This window comes from Pseudomonas sp., assembly GCF_017744435.1.
In the GTDB taxonomy this organism is placed as follows: Bacteria; Pseudomonadota; Gammaproteobacteria; order Pseudomonadales; family Pseudomonadaceae; genus Aquipseudomonas.
On sequence record NZ_JAGIBG010000006.1, the window covers coordinates 20,545 to 43,249 of the forward strand.

The window sequence follows — 22,705 nt, forward strand, 5'->3', positions numbered from 1 at the left end:
TTTCCCGATCGTTCCTGCAGGGGACTAGCCCGCCTTCTCCCAGCCTTGGAGCGAAAAAAAAGGCGCGAGTTCAACACTCGCGCCTTTTTGGTCGCCGAACGGCGTAGGACTAATCCTTAAGGACGGTCATCCACGCCTTCGTTTTTCGCAGGCGGAATCAGGTCTTCGCTGTTCAGGTTCAACCAGATCAGTACCACGTTGGCGATGTAGATCGACGAGTAGGTACCGGCCATGACACCGATGAACAGTGCCAGGGAGAAGCCGAACAGGTTATCGCCACCGAAAATCAGCAGCGCGCCGATCGCCAGCAAGGTCGAAACCGAAGTGGCGATGGTACGCAGCAGGGTCTGGGTGGTCGAGACGTTGATGTTCTCGATCAGCGAGGCCTTGCGCATCACGCGGAAGTTCTCACGCACCCGGTCGAATACGACGATGGTGTCGTTCAGCGAGTAGCCGATGATCGCCAGTACCGCCGCCAACACCGTCAGGTCGAAGGTGATCTGGAAGAACGACAGGATACCCAGGGTCACCACCACGTCGTGGATCAGCGAGACGATCGCGCCCACGGCGAACTTCCACTGGAAGCGGAAAGCCAGGTAGATGAGGATGCCGCCCAGCGCCAGGAGCATGCCGAGGCCGCCCTGGTCACGCAGCTCTTCACCCACCTGCGGGCCGACGAACTCGACACGCTTGAGGGTAGCCGGGTTGTCGCCGCCCGCCTTCTGCAGGGCCGCGCCAACCTTGGCACCCAGTTGCGGGTCATCGCCCGGCATGCGCACCAGCAGGTCGGTGGTGGCGCCAAAGCTCTGCACCACGGCCTCGTGGAAGCCGGAGTCGACCAGCTCGGCACGCACCGCCTTGAGGTCGGCCGGGCGCTCGTAGGTCAGCTCGATCAGCGTACCGCCGGTGAAGTCCAGGCCGAAGTTCAGGCCCTTCTGCCACCAGCTGAACAGCGCCAGTACGGTGAGGAGCACGGTAACGGCGAACGCGACATTGCGCACGCCCATGAAGTTGATGGTTTTCATCGCAGCTCCCTCAAACCCACAGCTTCTTGATGTCACGCCCGCCGCAGGTCAGGTTGACCATTGCGCGGGTCACCATGACGGCGGTGAACATCGAGGTGAAAATCCCGAGGGACATGGTGACCGCGAAGCCCTTGACCGGGCCGGTACCCATGGCGAACAGGATGCCGCCGACCAGCAGGCTGGTCAGGTTGGCGTCGATGATCGCGGTATAGGCGCGGTTGAAACCTTCGTGGATGGCGCGCTGCACCGACATGCCGGCATTCAGCTCCTCGCGGATACGCGAGAAGATCAGCACGTTGGCGTCCACCGCCATACCCATGGTCAACACGATACCGGCGATACCCGGCAGGGTCAGGGTCGCGCCCAGCAGCGACATCAGCGCCAGCAGCAACACCATGTTGCCCGCCAGGGCAACGGTGGCGATCACGCCGAAGCCGCGGTAGATGGCGATGATGAACAGCGAGACGAACAGCATGCCCCACAGCGACGCATCGATACCCTTGGTGATGTTGTCGGCACCCAGGCTTGGACCAATGGTACGTTCTTCGGCGAAGTACATCGGCGCGGCCAGACCACCGGCACGCAGCAGCAGGGCCAGTTCCGACGATTCACCCTGGCCGTTCAGGCCAGTGATGCGGAACTGGCTGCCCAGCGGCGACTGGATGGTCGCCAGGCTGATGATCTTCTTCTCTTCCTGGAAGCTCTGTACGGCAACGTCCTTCTCGACGCCGTCGACAGTCTGCTTGACGTAGCGGGTGACCGGCTTCTGCTCGATGAAGATCACCGCCATGCTGCGACCAACGTTGCTGCGGGTCGCACGGCTCATCAGCTCGCCACCGTGGCCATCCAGACGGATGTTCACCTGCGGGCGGCCATGCTCGTCGAAGCTGGCCTGGGCGTCGGTGACCTGGTCACCGGTGATGATCAGGCCGCGCTCGACAGCAGCGGAGCGGTTGCCTTCACGGAACTCGAAGACTTCGGTAGTGGCCTTGGAAGCGCCCGGCTCGGCACCGAAGCGGAACTCCAGGTTGGCGGTCTTGCCGAGGATACGCTTGGCTTCGGCAGTGTCCTGCACACCTGGCAGCTCGACCACGATGCGGTTGGCGCCCTGGCGCTGTACCAGCGGCTCGGCCACGCCCAGCTCGTTCACGCGGTTGCGGACGGTGGTGAGGTTCTGCTTGATCGAGTATTCGCGGATCTCGGCGACTTTCGCCTGGGTCAGCGCCAGACGCAGCACGGCGAGCTCGTTGCGCTCGGTGGTGGTCAGGTCGAAATCATTGAAATTCTTGCGGATCAGGGCACGTGCCTGTTCGCGGGTAGCATCGTCAGCGAAGCCCAGCATCACACCGCCATCCTGCTGCGGCAGGCTGCGGTAGCGGATGCGCTCTTTGCGCAGCAAGGTCTTGACCTCGCCTTCGTAGACTTTCATGCGGGCACTCATGGCCTTGTCCATGTCCACTTCCAGCAGGAAGTGCACACCACCGGACAGGTCCAGGCCCAGCTTCATCGGGCTTGCACCCAGGTTGCGCAGCCATTTCGGAGTGGTCTGGGCCAGGTTCAGGGCCACGACGTACTCATCGCCCAGCGCCTTGCGCACTACATCCTTGGCTGGCAGTTGATCTTCCTGGTTGGTCAGGCGAATCAGCCCACTGCCCTTCTCACCCAGGCTTGCGCCCTTGACGGTGATACCAGCATCGCCCAGCGCCTTGCTGACGCGGTCGAGGTCGGCCTGGTTGACCTGCAGCGCCGAACTGGCACCGCTGATCTGCACCGCCGGATCATCCGGGTAGAGGTTGGGAGCGGAATAAATGAAACCGATCGCCAGTACCACCAGGATCAGTGCGTATTTCCACAGAGGGTATTTGTTCAGCATCACGCCGCCCGTTCAAGACGCGGGGCGCTTTGCGCGCCCCGACTGGAAAAATGAAACCGGTAACTCAGATAGCCTTGAGCGTACCTTTTGGCAGGGTGGCCGCGATGGCACCCTTCTGGAACTTCAGCTCGACGGTGTCGGAAACTTCCAGGACCACGAAGTCATCGGAAACCTTGACGATCTTGCCGGCGATGCCGCCGTTGGTGACAACTTCGTCACCTTTCTGCAAGTTGCTCAGCAGGTTCTTCTGCTCTTTGGCGCGCTTGGACTGCGGGCGCCAGATCATCAGGTAGAAGATGACCAGGAAACCGACCAGGAAAATCCACTCGAAACCGGTACCGGCTGGGCCAGCGGCGGGTGCTGCAGCGTCCGCGTAAGCGGCGGGGATCAAGAAGCTCATTGGGCACTCCTAATGTAATTTTCTAATAATGGATGCGAACAGTCAGTCCAAAGGCGGCACAGGCAGCCCGCGCTTGGCGTAGAAGGCGTCGACAAAGGCGGCCAATTTACCCTGTTGAATAGCCTCGCGTAAACCGGCCATCAAGCGCTGGTAATGGCGCAAGTTGTGGATGGTATTCAGCATGCTGCTCAGCATTTCGCCGCACTTGTCCAGATGGTGCAGATAAGCGCGGGAGAAGTTGGTGCAGGTGTAGCAGTCACAGGTCGGATCCAGCGGCGAATCATCGTGGCGATGGAACGCGTTGCGGATCTTGATCACCCCTGTATCGACGAACAGGTGGCCGTTGCGCGCGTTGCGCGTGGGCATCACGCAGTCGAACATGTCGACGCCGCGGCGCACACCCTCAACCAGATCTTCCGGTTTGCCTACCCCCATAAGGTAACGAGGTTTGTCAGCCGGCATCTGGTCCGGCAGGTAGTCGAGCACTTTGATCATTTCGTGCTTCGGCTCGCCGACCGACAGGCCGCCGATGGCCAGGCCGTCAAAGTCGATATTGACCAGCGCTTCCAGCGAGCGCATGCGCAAGTCCTGGTACATGCCACCCTGGACGATACCGAACAGCGCTGCGCTGCTGTCGCCGTGGGCATTCTTCGAGCGCTGGGCCCAGCGCAGCGACAGCTCCATGGAGGTACGCGCCACATCGTGCTCGGCCGGGTACGGCGTGCACTCGTCGAAGATCATCACGATGTCCGAGCCCAGGTCGCGCTGCACCTGCATGGACTCTTCCGGGCCCATGAACACCTTGGAGCCGTCGACGGGCGAGGCGAAGGTGACCCCCTCTTCCTTGATCTTGCGCATGGCGCCCAGGCTGAACACCTGGAAACCACCAGAATCGGTGAGGATAGGGCCTTTCCACTGCATGAAGTCATGCAGGCCGTTGTGCTTCTTGATCACCTCGGTACCCGGGCGCAGCCACAGGTGGAAGGTGTTGCCGAGGATGATCTCGGCGCCGATGGCCTCGATGTCACGCGGCAGCATGCCCTTGACCGTGCCATAGGTGCCCACCGGCATGAACGCCGGGGTCTCGACCGTGCCACGGGGGAAGGTCAGCCGACCACGACGGGCCTTGCCGTCGGTGGCCAGCAGTTCGAACGACATTCGACAGGTGCGACTCATGCTTGATCCTCTGGGCCGCGTGGCGCCGGATTGCGGGTGATGAACATGGCATCACCGTAACTGAAGAAGCGGTAACCGTTGTCCACCGCCGCCGCATAGGCAGCCATGGTCTCGGGGTAACCGGCGAAGGCCGAGACCAGCATCAGCAGCGTGGACTCCGGCAGGTGGAAGTTGGTGACCAGGCAATCGACCACATGGAAGGGCCGACCCGGGTAGATGAAGATGTCGGTGTCACCGCTGAAGGCCTTGAGCACGCCATCACGCGCTGCGCTCTCCAGCGAGCGTACGCTGGTGGTGCCGACTGCGATCACCCGGCCGCCACGGGCGCGGCAGGCCTCGATGGCGTCGACCACGTCCTGGCTCACTTCGAGCCACTCCTTGTGCATGTGGTGATCTTCGATCTTGTCGACCCGCACCGGCTGGAAGGTGCCGGCGCCCACGTGCAGGGTGACGAAGGCGCGCTCGACGCCCTTGGCAGCGATCTTTTCCAGCAGCGCTTCGTCGAAATGCAGGCCCGCAGTCGGCGCAGCAACCGCACCGGCGCGTTCGGCGTACACGGTCTGGTAGCGCTCACGGTCGGCGCCTTCATCGGGGCGATCGATGTACGGCGGCAACGGCATGTGGCCGACACGATCGAGCAGTGGCAGCACCTCTTCGTTGAAGCGCAGCTCGAACAGCGTGTCGTGGCGGGCGACCATTTCGGCCTCGCCACCACCATCGATGAGGATCACTGCACCCTCTTTCGGCGCCTTGCTGGCACGCACATGGGCCAGCACGCGGTGGCTGTCGAGCACACGCTCGACCAGCACTTCCAGCTTGCCACCGGAGGCTTTCTGGCCAAACAACCGCGCCGGAATCACCCGGGTGTTGTTGAACACCATCAGGTCGCCCGGCCGCAGATAGTCGAGCAGATCGGGGAATTGCTGGTGCGCCAACGCCCCGCTCGGCCCATCGAGGACCAGCAGACGGCTGCCATGGCGCTCGGCCAGAGGGTGGCGGGCGATCAGGGAATCGGGGAGTTCGAAAGAAAAATCGGCGACGCGCATGATGATGTTCGGGTTCGACAGGGCCGGGAAGTTTAGCCCAATGCGTGAAAATTGACCATGAAAGCCGATTGACCGGCTTGGACGACCTCTCTATACTGCGGCGCCTAAGCCCTGATGGCGGAATTGGTAGACGCGGCGGATTCAAAATCCGTTTTCGAAAGGAGTGGGAGTTCGAGTCTCCCTCGGGGCACCAAGATCCAGAAAAAACCGACCGAATGGTCGGTTTTTTTGTGCCCGCCATTCAGCGTTCATGCAAACCTCCCGGCGCAACCAATATTGGCGCCAACCCAACGACCTCGAACCCTACTGACATCCACGCATTCAATTGGCCAACCGTTCGATAGTGGCCATAAGCTGTCACTCGTCGGTTATATGCCGAAAGTATTGATACCGTAATGTCACTTGGCCATAGTGGCGCCCCCTTGACCCATGACCACTGCGTGCCCCATGAACAAAACCGCGCCCTGTCTGGCAGCAATGATGCTGCTGAGTGGGTGCAATGGAATGCCAACCGCATACGTTTCTGACCCCGTCTACGACCAGGCTTTTGTCGTCACCTCCGGTGCCCCCCTGCCAATGCTGCTGATGGCTAGCGCCATCCAGTGGAACGAAGACTACGCCGTCACTGCCAAGCACACTCCGTTCCTGCGCAACGTGGTGCATGAAGGGCTGGGTGATGTGGTGTTCTTCAAGCACAAGGCCAGCAAGGTTCCGCAGTGGCGCCAGTTCGTACCGGGCGAGTCGGTGACTGCGGTCGGCTTCAACAGCTTGATGATGCCGGTGCAAGGCAAGGGCCATACGCTCGACTCGCTGGTGCGCCTGGAAGGCACACCGGGTAGCGTCTTCTACTCGGTGCACGACGGCCCGCTGGTCAAGGGCATGTCCGGTGGCCCGGTGTTCGCCGATGACGGCAAGGTGGTCGGGATGAACGTCGCCTTCATCGCCAAGGACGGGATCGATGCCCGCAACCGCCCGGACCTGGCCGACAAGGCGCGGGTCAGCGTGTTTCTGTCATACAGCGAACTCGACAAGGAATGGCGGCGCTTCCAGTATCTGGCGCACAAGGGCAAACCGCACAGCGCGCCTGCTGCGGTCAAGGGCTATGTGGCGGTGGCGAGCAAACCCTGATCAAACGAAGCAGCCCGACCCTTTACCCCTGCGACCTACAACGCCGATAATGTCATTTTGAAATCACTCGTCTCGACCACCTTGAGACAATGACACGGAGTTCGTATGTCACAGATGGAGCAGACCCTGCCGGCTGCCAAGAGCAATCGCGTCACCTCCATGGTCGCCAAGATCATGACGGGTATAGGTGTCGCACTTGGCGCGATGTGGGCGGTCATCACCTACCTGGTGCCCGATCCAAGCGTATTTGGTTTCGGCTTCATCAATTGGCGCAACATCGTCCTTCTGGTCAGCACCTTCGCACTGCTGTCGAGCCTGTCGATCTGCTGGCAGATTCGCAACTTGCCAAGAATGATGCGCGGCTCGCTTACAACGGTACTGATTACCGTCCTGTGCTTCGTGTTTTTCATTCTTGGCACCGAATACGCCAAACCCAGCTTCGAGTTCGCCAAGGTGCAATCCAATGTCATCGAGAACGATGGTAGCAACCTGCTCGGCAAACGCATGGAAGTGGTCGACGATATACGCTTCGAGTTGATCGGCTGCGAGAACATTGGCCGCTACCCCAATTGCACGCTCCAACTGACCAACCTGGGCATGGACCGCTCATTCAGGTTCCAGAGTGAATCACGCCTGTTCGATGAGGCTGGCGCCCCGATCAAGATCAGCCAGGTGCGGGTAGGCCAGCAGCTCAGCGAATGGAATGGATTCCAGTTGATTCGCAATGTGCCAACATCGGTCACCTTGCTGTTCATGGAAGCCGACCGGAAAATCGAACGCTCGCCATCCATCAAGCTGATGTTCCAGACCCGCAGCAACGATGAGCAAGCACTCAAGTTCAATGATGTCTCGATGAGCAACCAGTCCGAACGCTAGTATGTCGGTATCCGTGACCACAGGGCCTGCGCACCTTCCCGGGAGCACACCCTGTGGGGCAGGCTTGAAGACCCTACAGCGCAAAGGCCCCTGTCATGCACCTTGCCCACCGCCCTGTCCAACCCAGTGACATCCCGGCCATCTGCTGCTTCCCGCAAGGCCCGGACGAGCTGTTCTACATGTTTCCCAAAGCCACCTACCCGCTCACCCCCGCGCAATTGGGCGACGCCATCGCCCAGCGCAGCGGTTCGACCGTGGTCGAAGGTGACGGCCTGGTGCTCGGTTTCGCCAACTTCTACAAGGCCGAGCACGGCGGTATCTGCGCCCTCGGCAACGTGGTGATCGCCCCCGCCGCTCGCGGTCAGGGCGTGGCGCGTTACCTGGTGCAATGCATGGTCGAGCAGGCCCGCGTGCAGTTCGCGGCGCGGGAGGTCTGGGTGTCGTGCTTCAACCACAACACCGCAGGCTTGCTGCTTTATCCACAGCTTGGCTTCGTGCCGTTTGGCATCGAGGAGCGGCAGGCTCAGGATGGCAAACGGGTGGCGCTGGTGCAGATGAAACAGCAACTTCGTTGATCAGGGCATTGCGCGCCCGGGCCGCGAAGCGGCCCCGGCTAACTGTCAGGCGCGCACATACCGCTGGCGCAACACATCACTGAAGGCATCCACCAGCAGCACCAGCAGCAACATCGCCATGATCACCGTACTGGCCTGGGCCTCCTGGAACAGGCTGAGGGTGGTATAGAGCATCTGCCCCAGTCCCCCTGCCCCGACAAACCCCAGCACACTGGCCATGCGAATGTTGTTCTCCCAGCGGTACAGGCTGTAAGCGAGCAACTGCGGCCACAGGTTCGGCAAGGTCCCGAAACAGAACGCGGCCACCTGCCCCCCGCCCTGCAGGCGAATGGCTGCGGCGGGCTCTGCCGGTGCATTCTCCAGCGCTTCTGCGAACAGCCGCCCCAACACCCCGGACGTGTGCAGCGCCAGGGCCAAGGTACCGGCATTGGGCCCCAGGCCCGCCGCCAGCACCGTCAATGCCGCCCACACCAACTCCGGAATGGCCCGCAAGGCATTGAGCAGCAACCGCGCCAGCGATTGCAGCGGCCAACCGAAGCGCCCCGCCGCCGGCAAGGCCAGCAGCATGCCGAGGAACATCGCCAGCAACGTGCCCAGCCCGGACATGGCCAGGGTCTCCATGGCACCCCGCCCTACCGCCTGCAGATGTTCGCCGGACAAGTCCGGATGCAGGAAGCGAGCTGCATACTCGCCCATCTGCCCCAACCCGCCATCACCCACCAAGGCATGCAGGTCTAACTCCAGATAACCGAACGACGCCACCACTGCCGCGACGATGGCAACGATCACCAGCAGGTTGATCACCCGGTTCATGCCAGCCTCCCGCGCAGGAAGCGGCTGAGCAGGTCGGCCAGCAGCACCAGGCCGAGGAACGCCAGCAGCATGCTCGCCACTTCGCCCCCGGCGAACATGCGCATCGACAGGTCGATCTGCTGCCCCAGCCCACCGGCACCGACAAAGCCCATCACCACCGAGGCGCGCACGGCACATTCCCAACGATAGACGGTATAGGACACCACTTCCGCCGACGCGCTGGGCAAGATGCCGTAGAAGAACGCCGTCAATCGGCCGCTGCCGGCCTGCAGCAAGGCATGCGCCGGGCGCTGGTCGACCGATTCGAAGATTTCCGCGTAGACCTTGCCCAGCATGCCGCTGTAGGTAATGGCGATGGCCAGCACCCCGGCCGTCGGCCCCAGGCCCACGGCCCGCACGAACAGCAGCGCCCAGACGATCTCCGGCACGCTGCGCAGAAAAATCAGCAAGCCGCGCACAGGCAGGCGCAACAAGCGCGACCACGGCCCGGCCCGGCCACCCCGGGAGGCGGCGCGCAGTGACAGCGCACGGCTGGCCAGCAGGCTGGTCGGGACCGCCAGCAACAGCGCCAGGGCCATGCCGGCTGTCGCCACGGCCAAGGTCTGCAAGGTGGACTCGTACAGCAACTTGAGGAATTCGGCACTGTGCGCCGGCGGCCAGAAGGCGCTGGTGAAGCTGGCGATCTGCTGCCGGTTCTCCGCCTGCAGCAAGACGCCAGGGTTCAGTTCGCTCAATTGCAGCCCAGGCCACAGCACGGCCAACGCCAGCAAGGTCAGCAACAAACGCGGCAACGCAGCCGGGTCGCGGGCGTCGGCCTTCAGCATCGCGGAATCTGCACGGTCAGAGTCGGCCCCTGGGCTTGCGCTGGCGAACCCAGTTGTTCGTTGGCGTACAGCGCCTCCAGCAACTGCTCGGTCACCGCCTCGGCGGGGCAGTCGAACGCCACCTGCCCTTCACGGATACCGATCACACGCGGAAAGTGCGCCAGCGCCAGGTCCACCGCATGCAGGCTGGCCACCAGGGTCACGCCATTGGCCACGGCATGGCGATTGAGCAATGCCAGGCTGTGATCGGCCAGCACCGGGTCCATGGCTGACACCGGCTCGTCGGTCAGCAGCAGTTCCGGGCGCTGATACAACGCCCGGGCGATGCCGACCCGCTGCAACTGCCCGCCAGACAACTGCCCGCACTGGACGAACAGCTTTTCGGCCAGCCCCAGTTCGGCCAAGGCCTGACGCGCGCCCGGCACATCGGTCGGATACACCAGGTTGAGCAGGCCACGCAGCAGGCCCCACTTCCCCAGGCGCCCCGCCAGTACGGCCGTCACCACACGCTGGCGCGGCGGCAGCGGCGGAGCCTGGTGCACCAGGCCAATCCGTGCACGCAGGCGCTGGCGCGCCCTGGCAGTGAGCGCCCAGGGCTGCTCACCGAACAGTTCCAGGTGCCCGCTGCTGGGCTGCACGGCGGTGGCCATCAGGTGCAGCAGGCTGGACTTGCCGGCCCCCGAAGGGCCGATGATCGCCACCCGCTCCCCCTTGGCAATGCTCAGGCTGACAGCATCGAGCGCGCGGACCTGGCCGTGGCGCAGGCCGGCGCCGTGTACATGAATAGTCACTTGAGCAGGCCGGCCTCACGTGCGGCTTGCTCGGTGCCCGCGTAGTTTTCAGGCTTGGTCTCGATGAAGCGGCTGGCCGCCTGCAGGTCGAGGATCGCTTTGTGCTCCGGGTTGGCCGGGTCGAGGTCGAGGAAGGCCTTCTTGATTTTCTCTTTCAGCGCCGGGTCCATGTTGCCGCGCACGGTCCAGTTGTAGTCGTAGTAGGTCGGCGTGGTGGCGAACACCTTGACCTTGCTGGTATCGACCTTGCCGGCATCGACCAGCTTCTGCCAGACGCTGGCATTGAGCACGCCGCCATCGACCTTGCCCGCCTGCACCCAGGCCACGGTGGCGTCGTGGGCTCCGGAATAGGCCACACGGCTGAAGTAGCTCTCAGGCTTGATGTTGTCTTCCTTGAGCATGAAGTAGCGCGGCATCAGGCTGCCCGAGGTGGACGAGATCGAACCGAAGGCGAACGACTTGCCCTTGAGGTCGGCCAGGCTCTTCACGGCCGGGTTGGCGGTGATGAACTTGGAGGTGAACTGGGCGTCCTGCTCACGCTGCACCAGCGGCGTGGCGGTCGGGTCCTTCAGGTGCACCTGGACGAAGGTGAAACCACCCAGCCAGGCCATGTCCAGGCGGTTGCTGGCCAGCGACTCGACCACCGCCGGGTAGTCGGCGACCGGAACGAACTTCACGTCCATGCCCAGTTGCTGGGACAGGTACTTGCCCAGTGGCTCGAACTTGCGCAGCAGTTCGGTCGGCGCTTCGTCGGGGATGGCACTGACCCGCAAGGTGTCGGCAGCCTGGGCGACTACGGCACAGCAGGACAGCACGAGGCCGGCGGCGAGCGCCAGGGGGCGTTTGAGCATGGGAGTTCTCCGGTTCAATAGCGGGGAAAGTGCCGGCGACGCGCCGACGGTGGGAATTATAAGAGTCGCAGGCGCAAAGGCCAGCTTTGCTACAATCGCGCAACAAATTGATCCCCTGAGGTGCACATGAGCGAGCCGATTCGCCTGACCCAGTACAGCCACGGTGCCGGCTGTGGCTGCAAGATCTCCCCCAAGGTGCTGGATGTGATCCTCGCCGAAAGCGGCGTCCAGGCCCTGGACCCGAAGTTGTGGGTCGGCAATGCCTCGCGTGACGACGCTGCCGTATATGCCCTGGATGACGAGCGCGGAGTGGTATCGACCACCGACTTCTTCATGCCGATCGTCGACGACCCGTACGATTTCGGGCGCATCGCCGCGACCAACGCGATCAGCGACATCTACGCCATGGGCGGCGACCCGCTGATGGCCATCGCCATCCTCGGCTGGCCAGTCAACGTGCTGCCACCGGAAGTCGCCCGCGAAGTGATCCGCGGCGGCCGCGCCGTGTGCGCCGAAGCCGGCATCCCGCTTGCCGGCGGCCACTCCATCGACGCCCCCGAGCCCATCTTCGGCCTCGCGGTCACCGGTGTGGTCAGCAAGCGCCACCTCAAGCGCAACGACACCGCCACTGCCGGCTGCCGCCTGTACCTGACCAAGCCACTGGGCATCGGCATCCTTACCACCGCCGAGAAGAAGGCCAAGCTGCGCGAGCAGGACCAGGGCCTGGCGCGCGACTGGATGTGCACGCTGAATACCCCGGGCAGCCGCTTCGGCAAGCTCGATGGCGTCAAGGCAATGACCGACGTCACCGGCTTCGGCCTGCTCGGCCACCTGGTGGAGCTGGCCGAAGGCAGCGGCCTGACGGCAGAGCTGGACTACGCCGCCGTGCCACGCCTGCCGAGCGTCGACCATTACCTGGCCGAAGGCTGCATTCCTGGCGGCACACTGCGCAACTACGACAGCTACGGGCACAAGCTCGGCGCGCTGACTGACGAGCAGAAGCACCTGCTGTGCGACCCGCAGACCAGCGGCGGCCTGCTGGTTGCCGTTACCCCTGAAGGCGAAGCCGAGTTCCTGGCAGTGGCAGGCGAACTGGGGCTTAACCTGTCGCCAATCGGCCTGCTGGTCGAGCGACAGAGCCATGCGGTCGAGGTGAACTGATGCGCCCCGACTGCACCGACTTCCGCCAGCTGTTCCTCGACGACGCGCCGATGATGGACATGCGCGCGCCGATCGAATTCGTCAAAGGTGCCTTCCCCGGCACCGTCAACCTGCCGCTGATGACCGACCAGGAGCGGCAGAAGGTCGGCACCTGCTACAAGCAGCAGGGCCAGGCCGCTGCCATCACCCTCGGCCACCAGCTGGTCAGCGGCGCGACCAAGCGCGAGCGCCTGCATGCCTGGGCCAGCTTCGCCAAGGCCCACCCTGATGGTTACCTGTACTGCGCCCGCGGCGGCCTGCGCTCGCTGATCGTGCAGCAGTGGCTGCGTGACGAGGCCGGCATCGACTACCCGCGCATCAAGGGCGGCTACAAGGCCATGCGTACCTTCCTGCTGGAAACCACCCAGCAGGCGGTCGAACAATGCGACTTCGTGCTGGTTGGCGGCCTCACCGGCACCGGCAAGACCGATGTGCTGCACCAGCTGAACAACGTGCTCGACCTTGAAGGCCATGCCAATCATCGCGGCTCCAGCTTCGGCAAGCGTGCCACCGGCCAGCCGGCGCAGATCGACTTCGAGAACAAGCTGGCCGTCGACGTGCTGAAGAAGCGTGCCCGTGGCATCGAACAGTTCGTGCTGGAAGATGAAGGCCGCATCGTCGGCAGTTGCTCGGTGCCGCTGGAGTTGTACCAGGGCATGCAGCAGTACCCGATGGTGTGGCTGGAGGACAGTTTCGAGAATCGCGTAGAGCGCATCCTGCGCGATTACGTGATCAACCTGTGCGCCGAGTTCGTCGATGTGCATGGCGAGGACGACGGTCGCCGGCTGTTTGCCGAACGCATGTCGCAGAGCATGAGCAACATCCACAAGCGTCTTGGCGGAGAGCGCTTCCAGCGCCTGAGCGAAATCCTGCGCGAAGCGCTGGACGAGCAGCTGCGCAGTGGCGCGGTGGACCTGCACCGGGGCTGGATCGAAGGGTTGCTCAAGGAATACTACGACCCGATGTACGCCTACCAGCGTGAAGCCAAGGCCGAGCGAATCGAGTTTGCCGGGGATGGCGTGGAAGTGCGCGAGTACCTCAAGGCCCGGGCCCTGCGCGAAGCAAAGTCCCACTCATTCTGACCGACTGGCGCGATCCATTGTAGGAGCGGCCTTGCCGGGGCGCTCCTACAGTAACCGCGTCAACCCGGTCACTGCCCAGGGCTGAGTACGCGCTCGAGCTCTGCCGCCCGCTCGCGGGTCATGTCCAGCACACACATGCCACCTTCCAGCTGCGCCAGGGTCCCGCCACTGGCCTGCACATGGAACTTGCAGTTGGCATCGCGGTAGGCGATCCACTGCCGCTGCACATCGCGCAGGCTCTTCTGCGGCCCCGACTCAAGCTTGCTCGTCAGTTGCTTGTAGACCCGATTCAGGCGCTGGTCCTGAAGTTGCGTCTCTGCCTGGATGCAACTGCTCATGGCCAGCGTGCTGGAGGCTTTGTCCATGCACTGGTTGTAGGCCGGCGAGTTGTCATCGGCCAGCGCCATCGGCGCAAGAAAGGCCAACAGCATCAGGTATCGCTTGTTCATCGCAAATCCCTTCATAGCGTTTGTACCGGCGGCGGCGGCATCAGCACCTTGCCCGGCTCGAATTGCAGCGCTGGCATCTGGGTCGCCGCGTAGGCGGTCACGGCCAGTGCCGCAATCAGGGCGACATCCAGCCAGTTCCAGCCCGGCACATCGTCACTGCAGCGCGCGGTCCAGCATTGCCAGGCCTGGCCCACGCAAAACACCGAGATCGCTGCCAGCCACAGGTAGAAGCCCGCGCCGAAACCGGTGCGGTTGGTGAATTCATAGCTGATGTTGTCCGGCAGGCGCTCTATACCAAAGCTGCTGGCAGCGAGGTACAAGGCACCCAGCCCAAGCAGCAACGCCAGCCGACGCAAGCGTCGATGGCAAAGGATGGCCACCGCCAGCAGCGGGTTGGCGAACCACTGGAACATGCCGAAGGGGATGCCCCAGGGGCCGTACAGGAACATCTGCAGCGCCGGCATGTGCCGGCCGGCGCTCATCTGGGCGCCGTCGAAGGCCAGGCTGAGCAGGTACAGGCCAAGGCTCAGGGTCAGGTAGAAGGCCGGTAAGCGGGCGCCCAGGGTCATGCGACTGGCGGCTCCAGCAGCAGGCCGTAGATGCCCGAGTCGGTCAGCTCGCCCGCCACGCACCAGCGTGCGCGCAGCGTGCCTTCGAGGACGAAGCCCTGGCGTTCGAGGGTGCGGGCCGAGCCTTGGTTGCGTGGGTCGATCTCGCCTTCAAGGCGGCGCATGTGGAGGGTGTGGGCGATGTAGTCGATGAAGCAGGTCAGCGCTTCGTCCATGTAGCCCCTGCCCTGCACGGCGCTGGCCAGGCAGTAGCCGATCTCGCCGCGGCGTGAGACATCGTCGATGTTGAACAGCTGGACCATGCCGATCAGTTCGCCGTTGTCGCGGCGGTACATGCCCAGCTTGAGCTGGTCGCCATTGGTATAGGCTTCGCGGTCGGCGGCCAGGGCGCTTTCGGCTTCGGCCAGGTCTTGCCAGGGGGCATGGTGCCAGTAACGCATGACCTCGGGGTCGGCCATGATCGTCAGCCATTGCGCAGCGTCGGCATGGCGCATCGGCCGCAGCTGCAGGCGCGGGCTGTCGAGGCAGAGGTCAGTCGGGAAACTGCGGGGTGGGGTCACGCCGGATCTCCTGTCCATTGCTGGGGAGATGACAGTTTAACGTCATGTGACCGGTTCGAGCATCCCGGGGCTCTGTAGGAGCGGCCTCGTGTCGCGAAAGGGCCGCAAAGCAGCCCCAGGGAATTCGCGCGGTTGCACAACTTACTGGGGCCGCTGCGCAGCCCTTTCGCGATACAAGGCCGCTCCTACAACGCCCGCGCAGACTCGAGGGTTATCAGGCCACCTCGGCCCCATCATCCGGCCAATGCGGCTCGTTGGCCCCGGGCGGGGTCAGTGGCGGCAGCCCATAGGCCGCCCGCGCATCGTCACAGCTGGGGTTGTGCACTCCACCCTCCCACGACGCTTCGAACTCACGGCATGGGCTGGAACGGTTGGCGTAGATGGTGCACGCCACCTCCTGGCCGATCTCGCCCTGCAGGCTCACGCAGCGGCAAGGCTTGGCGTCGGTGCCGATCATGGCAACACGGGTGGGGTTGATCTGTACCACCAGGTCATCCGGCACGAGGCCGCCGGCAGACTGGCATTCGCCCCAGAAGAAGGACACACGGAAGTACCCGCAGCAGGCGCCGCAGTCAAGGCAAGGGTTGTATTCGGACATGATGGCACGGAAGGAGGGTTGTTGTTATCGGGGCTGGGCCCGCGCGCCATTTGTAATCGAAGCCAGGTCGGCTGAGAAGAGGGGCAATGCAAAAATAGTTTGCCGTTGATCCGGCAGGCCCGAGCCCGCCGAAGCGGGCCCGGGTGAAGCGCTATTTCTGGGTCAGGCCATCGGCCCGGAACATCTGGCGGATACCGCGAATCGCCTGGCGAATGCGGTCCTGGTTCTCGATCAGGGCGAAGCGCACATGGTCGTCGCCGTAGTCACCAAAACCGATGCCCGGCGACACGCAGACCTTGGCTTCGGCCAGCAGTTTCTTGGAAAACTCCAGCGACCCCAGGTGCGCATACTGCTCCGGAATCTTCGCCCATACGTACATCGACGCTTTGGGGTTCTCGACCATCCAGCCCAGTTCGTGCAGGCCCTTGACCAGCAGGTTGCGGCGCTGGCGGTACTGCTCGGCGATGTCACGCACGCACTGCTGGTCGCCTTCCAGCGCGGCAATCGCAGCCACCTGCAGCGGGGTGAAGGTGCCGTAGTCGTGGTAGCTCTTGATCCGTGCCAGGGCGCTGACCAGCTCGGGGTTGCCGACCATGAAGCCGATCCGCCAGCCGGCCATGTTGTAGCTCTTGGACAGCGTGAAGAACTCCACCGCAATGTCCTTGGCACCCGGTACCTGCATGATCGATGGGGCCTTCCAGCCGTCGTAGACGATGTCGGCGTAGGCCAGGTCGTGCACCACCAGCACGTCGTACTGCTTGGCCAGGGCCACCACGCGCTCGAAGAAGTCCAGCTCCACGCACTGGGCGGTGGGGTTGGACGGGAAGCCGAGGATCATCATCTTCGGCTTGGGGATCGATTCGCGGATCGCCCGCTCCAGCTCGTTGAAGAAGTCCACCCCCGGCACCAGTGGCACCGAGCGCACCTGGGCACCCGCGATCACGGCACCGTAGATGTGGATCGGGTAGCTCGGGTTGGGCACCAGCACAGTGTCGCCGTGGTCGAGGGTGCCGAGCATCAGGTGCGCCAGGCCCTCTTTCGAGCCGATGGTGACGATGGCTTCGCTTTCCGGGTCGATGTCGACCTCGTAGCGTTCCTTGTACCAGTTGGAGATGGCCCGGCGCAGGCGTGGAATGCCGCGGGAGGTGGAATAACCATGGGTGTCATCACGCTGGGCGACCTGCACCAGCTTCTCGACGATGTGCGGCGGAGTCGCGCCATCGGGGTTGCCCATGCTCAGGTCGATGATGTCCTCGCCACGGCGGCGGGCAGCCATCTTGAGTTCGGCAGTGATGTTGAAGACGTAAGGGGGGAGACGATCGATGCGCGCGAAGCGGCGCGGCGAACCTGGATTGGCCATGGTTTCCTCTGGAGACGTAAGCGCCCGGAACCGTCCGAGCGACGCTGGCCGCTGCGGCGGCCTGAATCAGAAGATAGTGCCGAAACAGGATACCTGTAAAGGATAATTTCCTGTTTTGTTATAGCTTTCCAGATTTATTGTTTGAAAATCAGAGTTTTATGTTTTCAGGCAAGGCCTCTTCGCGGGCACGCCCGCTCCCACAGGTACCGCGCTATCCCACGGCATGTGCATAACCCTGTGGGAGCGGGCATGCCCGCGAAGAAGCCACCACTAAAATCACAGGCATAAAAAAACCCCGGCACAGCGGCCAGGGTTTTTAGTGAAGCACTCGCCTCGATCAGCGCGCGTAGGTCATCAGCACGTCCGCAGCGGTCTGGCTGTCCACACCCATCATCACGCTCAGGGCAGTGACGGTGAGGATGGAGAAGCCGAACACCTTGCGGGCCCACTTGCTGTCGTCCTCGGCCTTGTAGCCACCCCAGGCCATGTACAGCCAGTACAGGCCCATGGCTGCTGCCACGGCCAGGTAGCCGAGGCCGGCGTAACCGCCGAGGGTGAGCATCAAGGTGGCGAGCAGGAAGGCCAGCACGTACAGCACGATCTGCTTCTTCGCTGCGAGGACACCACGTGCCACCGGCAGGACCGGAATGTTGGCAGCGCTGTAATCCTTGAAGCGGAAGATCGCGATGGCAAAGCTGTGCGGCATCTGCCACAGGCTGAACATCACCAGCAGGGTCACTGCAGCCAGGTCGAAGCTGTTGCTCACGGCGCAGTAGCCGATCACCGGAGGCATGGCACCAGACAGGCTGCCGACCAAGGTGCCGTGCACCGATTTGCGCTTCAGCCAGAGGCTGTAGAAACCGACGTAGACGATGAAGCCGATCAGCGCACAGAACGCCGACAGCGGGTTGGCCTGGACATACAGCAGGCTGAAGCCCGCCACCCCGAGGAGGGTGGCGTAGACCAGCGCGAGGGTCAGCGACATGCCGCCCTGCACCATGACGCGGTTCTTGGTGCGCTCCATCTTGTGGTCGATGTCACGGTCGATGCAGTTGTTGAACACGCATCCGGACGCCACCACCAGCGAAGTACCGATCACCACCGCCAGGAACAGGGCGAAGTCCACATGGCCCTTCGAGGCAAGGAAGAAACCGCCTGCCACGGAAAGCACGTTACCGAAAATGATCCCCGGTTTGGTGATTTGGATAAAGTGCTTAACGGACATGCAGTCTTACCTCACTTGGCCATCATTTCGAAGTGGATGCTGAACATGATCCACAGCGACAGGCCGACCAGCAGAGCGATTACCATCGCGGTGAACAGGAACGTCGACACATTGGAACGTTGCTCTTTCGAGCGGTCCATGTGCAGGAAGTACACGAGGTGTACCACTACCTGAATCACGGCCATGGCCACGATGATCAGAACGGTCAGGTTCTTCGGCAGGCTTGGCGACATGGCCAGGCCGAACGGGATCGCGGTCAGGATGATCGACAGGATGAAGCCGATCATGTACGACTTGACGCTGCCGTGGTTACCTTCGTGATGAGTGTCGTGTGCGTTAGCCATTACAGAACTCCCAGCAGGTAGACGACGGTGAATACGCAGATCCAGACCACGTCCAGGAAGTGCCAGAACAGGCTCAGGCAGCTCATGCGGGTCTTGGCGGTCGGCGTGATGCCGTGCTTGTTGATCTGGTACATCATGATTGCCATCCAGATCAGGCCGGCAGTCACGTGCAGACCGTGGGTACCTACCAGGGCGAAGAAGCCCGACAGGAAGCCACTGCGGGTCGGGCCGAAGCCCTCGCCGATCAGGTGATGGAACTCATAGATTTCCATCGCGATGAAGCCTGCACCGAACAGGAAGGTCACAGCCAACCAGCCCAGTACGCCCGCCTTCTTGCCGTCGAACATCTTCAGCATGGCGAAGCCGAAGGTGATCGAGGACAGCAGCAGGAACAGCGTTTCAACAGCTACGAAGTCGAGCTGGAAGATGTCGTGACCCGACGGGCCGCCGGCAAAACTGCCGGACAGCACCGCGTAGGTGGCGAAGAGCGACGCAAACAGGATGCAGTCGGTCATCAGGTACAGCCAGAAACCGAGGACGGTCATCTGGCCCGAGTCGTGGTGGTGGTCATCGTGAGCATGGTCATGACCATGCGCGCCACCGTGGATTACTTGACTGGACATTGATTACACCCGTTCAAACGATTCGACACGTGCGCCGGCAGGCAGAGCACCTGCTTTGGCCAGCGCCTTGAGACGCTCGCCTTCGATGCGCGCCACTTCTTCGGCCGGAACCATGTAGCCCTGGTCGTCACGCGCAGCGTGGCGAACGAAGACCGCGATGGTTGCCAGCAGGCTCGCGCCAACCAGCCACCAGATGTGCCAGATGAAAGCGAAGCCGAAGACAGTCAGGAACATACCCATGAACAGACCGGTAGCGGTGTTGTTCGGCATGTGGATCGCTTCGTACTTGCCCGGCACCTTGTAGGCAACACCGGCTTCCTTGGCTTCGTTCCAGCAGTCCAGGCCAACTTTCTCTGGCATGTGGGCGAAGTTGTAGAACGGAGGTGGCGACGAGGTCGACCATTCCAGGGTACGGCCGCCCCATGGGTCGCCGGTCACGTCCAGGTTCTGCTCGCGATCGCGGATCGAAACGACGATCTGGATCAGCTGGCAGGCGATACCGAACAGGATCAGCACGGCGCCGACAACGGCTACGTACAGGTAGGGTTCCCACAGTGGGTTGTCGGAGTGGTTCAGACGACGGGTCATGCCCATGAAGCCCAGGGCGTACAGCGGCATGAACGCTACGTAGAAGCCGGAGATCCAGAACCAGAAGGCAGCTTTGCCCCACTTCTCGTTCAGCTTGAAGCCGAACGCTTTTGGCCACCAGTAGGCGAAGCCGGCGATGTAGCCGAATACCGCACCACCAATGATCACGTTGTGGAAGTGAGCGATTACGAACAGGCTGTTGTGCAGCACGAAGTCAGCACCTGGAACAGCCAGCAGAACGCCAGTCATACCACCGATCGAGAAGGTGATCATGAAGCCCAGGGTCCACAGCATCGGTGCGGTGAAGCGCACACGGCCCTGGTACATGGTGAACAGCCAGTTGAACAGCTTCACACCGGTCGGAATGGAGATCAGCATCGTCGCCAGGCCGAAGAAGGTGTTGACGCTGGCGCCGGCACCCATGGTGAAGAAGTGGTGCAGCCATACAGCGAAGCCCAGAACGGCGATGGCGCCCGATGCGTAGATCATCGAGTGGTGGCCGAACAGACGCTTGCCGGAGAAGGTCGAAGTCACTTCCGAGAACACGCCGAAGGCCGGCAGGATCAGGATGTAAACCTCAGGGTGACCCCACGCCCAGAACAGGTTGACGTACATCATCGGGTTCCCACCAAGCTCGTTGGTGAAAATGTGGAAGTCCAGATAACGGTCAACAGTCAGCAGTGCGAGTGCAGCGGTCAGGATCGGGAACGAAGCCACGATCAGCACGTTGGCCCAGGTGCAGGTCCAGGTGAAGATCGGCATGTCCATCAGCTTCATGCCAGGTGCGCGCATCTTCATCACGGTGACGAGGAAGTTCACGCCGGTCAGTGTCGTACCCAAGCCTGAGAGCTGTAGCGCCCAGATGTAGTAGTCGACACCCACCCCAGGGCTGTACTGAATGCCCGCGAGCGGCGGATAGGCAACCCAGCCGGTCTTGGCGAATTCACCAACGCCCAGCGAGATGTTGACCAGCAGCACGCCTGCCAGCAGCAGGTAGAAGCTCAGGGAGTTCAGGAACGGGAAGGCAACGTCACGTGCACCGATCTGCAGAGGAACCGCGAGGTTCATCAGGCCGGTGAAGAACGGCATCGCCATGAAGATGATCATGATCACACCGTGAGCGGTGAAGATCTGGTCATAGTGTTCAGGCGGCAGGTAGCCTTCCGAGCCACCGGTAGCGGCAGCCAGCTGGGTACGCATCATGATGGCGTCGGCAAAGCCGCGCAGCAGCATGACCATCGCGACGACGATGTACATCACGCCGATCTTTTTGTGGTCGACAGTAGTCAGCCACTCGGTCCACAAGTAGGTCCACTTGCGGAAATAGGTGATAGCACCAACGACAGCAATACCCCCGAGCGCGATCATGGCAAGCGTCACCATGACTATCGGCTCGTGGAAGGGTATCGCCTCCAGGGTTAATTTACCGAACATCTCTTACTCCTCTGCACCGGCAGCTGGTTGCACACTCGACTCGGTGGTGGCCAGATCTTTGCTGCCTGCTTCTTCGTGGACCGGCTTGCCGCGGTTCATACCTTCGTACTTGTCGACGATGGTCTGGAACAGTTCAGCAGGTGCCTCGCTGTACAGCGCGACTGGGTTGTATTCGCTAGGTTTGGCCAGTGCTTCGTACTCGGCCTTGCCCAGTTTCAGTGGCGACTGCTTGACCTCGGCGACCCACTTGTCGAAGTCTTCCTGAGAGGTCGCATTAGCCTTGAATTTCATGCCGGTGAAGCCAGCACCGCTGTAGTTGGCGCTGATACCGTCGAAGACGCCATTTTCGTTGGCGATCAGGTGCAGCTTGGTGGTCATGCCCGCCATCGCGTAGATCTGGCCACCCAGGCCCGGGATGAAGAACGAGTTCATCACGGCGTCGGAGGTGACGCGGAAGTTCACCGGGACGTTAGCCGGGAAGTTGATCTGGTTGACGGTGGCGATGCCCTGTTCCGGGTAGATGAACAGCCATTTCCAGTCCAGCGCGACCACGTCGATCTGGATCGGCTTCACGTCGGAATCCAGCGGACGGTATGGGTCCAGCTTGTGGGTCGACTTGTAGGTGACGTAACCCAGGGCGATGATGATGATGATCGGGATGATCCACACCGCGAGTTCGATCTTGGTCGAGTGCGACCAGTCTGGGGTGTAGGTGGCTGCCTTGTTGGAAGCACGGTACTTCCAGGCGAACGCCACGGTCATGATGATGACCGGAATCACCACCAGCAGCATCAGGCCGGTAGCGATCAGGATCAGGTTCTTTTGCTCAATGCCGACCTGACCTTTCGGGTCGAGCAGGGTCCAGTTGCACCCACTGAGTAAAAGCATGCCTAAAAAGGGCAATATGCCAAACAGTCTGGGGTAACGCTTTTTACTCATCTCACGACCTCTAGATCAGCTTGCTTCAATGCAATTTGTGTTTTGGTAGCCAACACTTCGTCCTGCCAAGTGCGGCATTTCGCGCCCGTACTCGCTCCTGCCCGGGTCCGACTGCAGGACCTTGGCGCAAAGCGTGTTAGCGGTGCTTATGGTTTCGTAGGCAACAGGCCTGTACTTCAGACCAAGTCCATTTGGTGCGGGAAAACGCGGAGGGGGGTCCGCCCGGTATCGCCGTTGGGCGAAACTTGACGAAGTCAGCAAAAAGGAGCGCTGGGGCTTCCTTCAATCCTGCGACTCGCAAGCAGTGCCGAACGGAAATTGGGGGCGATTGTAGATAGGTCGCCAACCCTTGACTA

24 protein-coding genes and 1 tRNA gene are annotated in these 22,705 nt (G+C 62.3%); 6 read left to right on the top strand and 19 right to left on the bottom strand.

The window, feature by feature from the left end:
- Positions 1-116 precede the first annotated feature (116 nt).
- From secF to queA, 5 genes are all read right to left on the bottom strand, one after another.
- A complete protein-coding gene (secF, locus tag J7573_RS06235) occupies positions 117-1,025 on the bottom strand; it encodes a protein translocase subunit SecF (RefSeq protein ID WP_294330798.1) in 909 nt (302 codons plus the stop codon).
- Positions 1,026-1,035: 10 nt separating this feature from the next.
- Positions 1,036-2,898, bottom strand: a complete 1,863-nt coding sequence (secD, locus tag J7573_RS06240) for a protein translocase subunit SecD (protein WP_294330800.1) — start codon at positions 2,896-2,898, stop codon at positions 1,036-1,038.
- 64 nt (positions 2,899-2,962) lie between these two features.
- Entirely contained in the window at positions 2,963-3,298 is a 336-nt protein-coding gene (yajC, locus tag J7573_RS06245) for a preprotein translocase subunit YajC (RefSeq protein WP_027920288.1), read from the bottom strand.
- Positions 3,299-3,340: 42 nt separating this feature from the next.
- Positions 3,341-4,456 (bottom strand): tRNA guanosine(34) transglycosylase Tgt, encoded by a 1,116-nt coding sequence (gene tgt / locus J7573_RS06250; RefSeq protein WP_165837370.1) that lies wholly within the window; start codon positions 4,454-4,456, stop codon positions 3,341-3,343.
- Between the two features lie 14 nt (positions 4,457-4,470).
- Entirely contained in the window at positions 4,471-5,520 is a 1,050-nt protein-coding gene (gene queA, locus J7573_RS06255) for a tRNA preQ1(34) S-adenosylmethionine ribosyltransferase-isomerase QueA (RefSeq protein WP_294330805.1), read from the bottom strand.
- 108 nt (positions 5,521-5,628) lie between these two features.
- On the opposite strand from queA, the gene J7573_RS06260 reads away from it, so the two are divergent.
- From J7573_RS06260 to J7573_RS06275, 4 genes are all read left to right on the top strand, one after another.
- Positions 5,629-5,713, top strand: a tRNA-Leu gene (locus J7573_RS06260).
- Between the two features lie 287 nt (positions 5,714-6,000).
- Positions 6,001-6,648, top strand: coding sequence for a trypsin-like peptidase domain-containing protein (locus tag J7573_RS06265; protein ID WP_294331286.1), 648 nt, complete (start codon positions 6,001-6,003; stop codon positions 6,646-6,648).
- Between the two features lie 105 nt (positions 6,649-6,753).
- The gene (locus J7573_RS06270; RefSeq protein WP_294330808.1) at positions 6,754-7,524 is read left to right on the top strand and encodes a hypothetical protein; all 771 of its coding nucleotides are present in this window, start codon (positions 6,754-6,756) and stop codon (positions 7,522-7,524) included.
- Positions 7,525-7,619: 95 nt separating this feature from the next.
- Positions 7,620-8,099, top strand: coding sequence for a GNAT family N-acetyltransferase (locus tag J7573_RS06275; protein WP_294330811.1), 480 nt, complete (start codon positions 7,620-7,622; stop codon positions 8,097-8,099).
- Between the two features lie 45 nt (positions 8,100-8,144).
- On the opposite strand, the gene phnE is transcribed toward J7573_RS06275, so the two are convergent.
- Genes phnE through J7573_RS06295 form a run of 4 tightly spaced genes read right to left on the bottom strand, consistent with a single transcriptional unit; the run spans position 8,145 to position 11,378 of the window.
- Positions 8,145-8,912 (bottom strand): phosphonate ABC transporter, permease protein PhnE, encoded by a 768-nt coding sequence (gene phnE, locus J7573_RS06280; protein WP_294330816.1) that lies wholly within the window; start codon positions 8,910-8,912, stop codon positions 8,145-8,147.
- On the bottom strand, positions 8,909-9,736 hold the full coding sequence (locus J7573_RS06285) for an ABC transporter permease (RefSeq protein ID WP_294330819.1): 828 nt from the start codon (positions 9,734-9,736) through the stop codon (positions 8,909-8,911). The genes phnE and J7573_RS06285 overlap by 4 nt, the downstream gene beginning before the upstream one ends.
- Positions 9,730-10,527: an ATP-binding cassette domain-containing protein gene (locus tag J7573_RS06290; RefSeq protein WP_294330823.1), complete on the bottom strand. Its 798-nt coding sequence runs from the start codon at positions 10,525-10,527 to the stop codon at positions 9,730-9,732. Before J7573_RS06290 ends, J7573_RS06285 begins: the two co-directional genes overlap by 7 nt.
- Positions 10,524-11,378 (bottom strand): putative selenate ABC transporter substrate-binding protein, encoded by an 855-nt coding sequence (locus tag J7573_RS06295; RefSeq protein ID WP_294330826.1) that lies wholly within the window; start codon positions 11,376-11,378, stop codon positions 10,524-10,526. Before J7573_RS06295 ends, J7573_RS06290 begins: the two co-directional genes overlap by 4 nt.
- Positions 11,379-11,504: 126 nt before the next feature.
- Here J7573_RS06295 and selD point away from each other — a divergent pair, with 126 nt between their 5' ends.
- Both selD and mnmH read left to right on the top strand, forming a co-directional pair.
- Complete coding sequence (gene selD, locus J7573_RS06300; protein ID WP_294330828.1) at positions 11,505-12,539, top strand: selenide, water dikinase SelD; 1,035 nt, start codon at positions 11,505-11,507, stop codon at positions 12,537-12,539.
- The gene (gene mnmH, locus J7573_RS06305) at positions 12,539-13,660 is read left to right on the top strand and encodes a tRNA 2-selenouridine(34) synthase MnmH (RefSeq protein ID WP_294330831.1); all 1,122 of its coding nucleotides are present in this window, start codon (positions 12,539-12,541) and stop codon (positions 13,658-13,660) included. The genes selD and mnmH overlap by 1 nt, the downstream gene beginning before the upstream one ends.
- 68 nt (positions 13,661-13,728) lie before the next feature.
- Here mnmH and J7573_RS06310 read toward each other — a convergent pair whose 3' ends face one another.
- The 10 genes from J7573_RS06310 to cyoA all read right to left on the bottom strand — a co-directional run bounded on the left by J7573_RS06310 (position 13,729) and on the right by cyoA (position 22,349).
- On the bottom strand, positions 13,729-14,109 hold the full coding sequence (locus tag J7573_RS06310; protein ID WP_294330834.1) for a lysozyme inhibitor LprI family protein: 381 nt from the start codon (positions 14,107-14,109) through the stop codon (positions 13,729-13,731).
- Between the two features lie 11 nt (positions 14,110-14,120).
- A complete protein-coding gene (locus J7573_RS06315; protein WP_294330837.1) occupies positions 14,121-14,678 on the bottom strand; it encodes a hypothetical protein in 558 nt (185 codons plus the stop codon).
- The gene (locus J7573_RS06320) at positions 14,675-15,238 is read right to left on the bottom strand and encodes a GNAT family N-acetyltransferase (RefSeq protein WP_294330841.1); all 564 of its coding nucleotides are present in this window, start codon (positions 15,236-15,238) and stop codon (positions 14,675-14,677) included. Before J7573_RS06320 ends, J7573_RS06315 begins: the two co-directional genes overlap by 4 nt.
- 214 nt (positions 15,239-15,452) lie before the next feature.
- Positions 15,453-15,836: a YkgJ family cysteine cluster protein gene (locus J7573_RS06325; protein ID WP_132846393.1), complete on the bottom strand. Its 384-nt coding sequence runs from the start codon at positions 15,834-15,836 to the stop codon at positions 15,453-15,455.
- 151 nt (positions 15,837-15,987) lie between these two features.
- Positions 15,988-17,196, bottom strand: a complete 1,209-nt coding sequence (gene alaC, locus J7573_RS06330; RefSeq protein WP_103445641.1) for an alanine transaminase — start codon at positions 17,194-17,196, stop codon at positions 15,988-15,990.
- 337 nt (positions 17,197-17,533) lie between these two features.
- Positions 17,534-18,421: a heme o synthase gene (gene cyoE / locus J7573_RS06335; RefSeq protein WP_110638487.1), complete on the bottom strand. Its 888-nt coding sequence runs from the start codon at positions 18,419-18,421 to the stop codon at positions 17,534-17,536.
- Positions 18,422-18,432: 11 nt separating this feature from the next.
- Positions 18,433-18,765 (bottom strand): cytochrome o ubiquinol oxidase subunit IV, encoded by a 333-nt coding sequence (gene cyoD / locus J7573_RS06340; RefSeq protein ID WP_103445642.1) that lies wholly within the window; start codon positions 18,763-18,765, stop codon positions 18,433-18,435.
- Positions 18,765-19,388 (bottom strand): cytochrome o ubiquinol oxidase subunit III, encoded by a 624-nt coding sequence (gene cyoC / locus J7573_RS06345; RefSeq protein WP_027920308.1) that lies wholly within the window; start codon positions 19,386-19,388, stop codon positions 18,765-18,767. Before cyoC ends, cyoD begins: the two co-directional genes overlap by 1 nt.
- A gap of 3 nt (positions 19,389-19,391) precedes the next feature.
- Entirely contained in the window at positions 19,392-21,410 is a 2,019-nt protein-coding gene (gene cyoB, locus J7573_RS06350; RefSeq protein WP_027920309.1) for a cytochrome o ubiquinol oxidase subunit I, read from the bottom strand.
- 3 nt (positions 21,411-21,413) lie between these two features.
- Positions 21,414-22,349, bottom strand: coding sequence for a ubiquinol oxidase subunit II (gene cyoA, locus J7573_RS06355; protein WP_103445643.1), 936 nt, complete (start codon positions 22,347-22,349; stop codon positions 21,414-21,416).
- Positions 22,350-22,705: the final 356 nt, after the last annotated feature.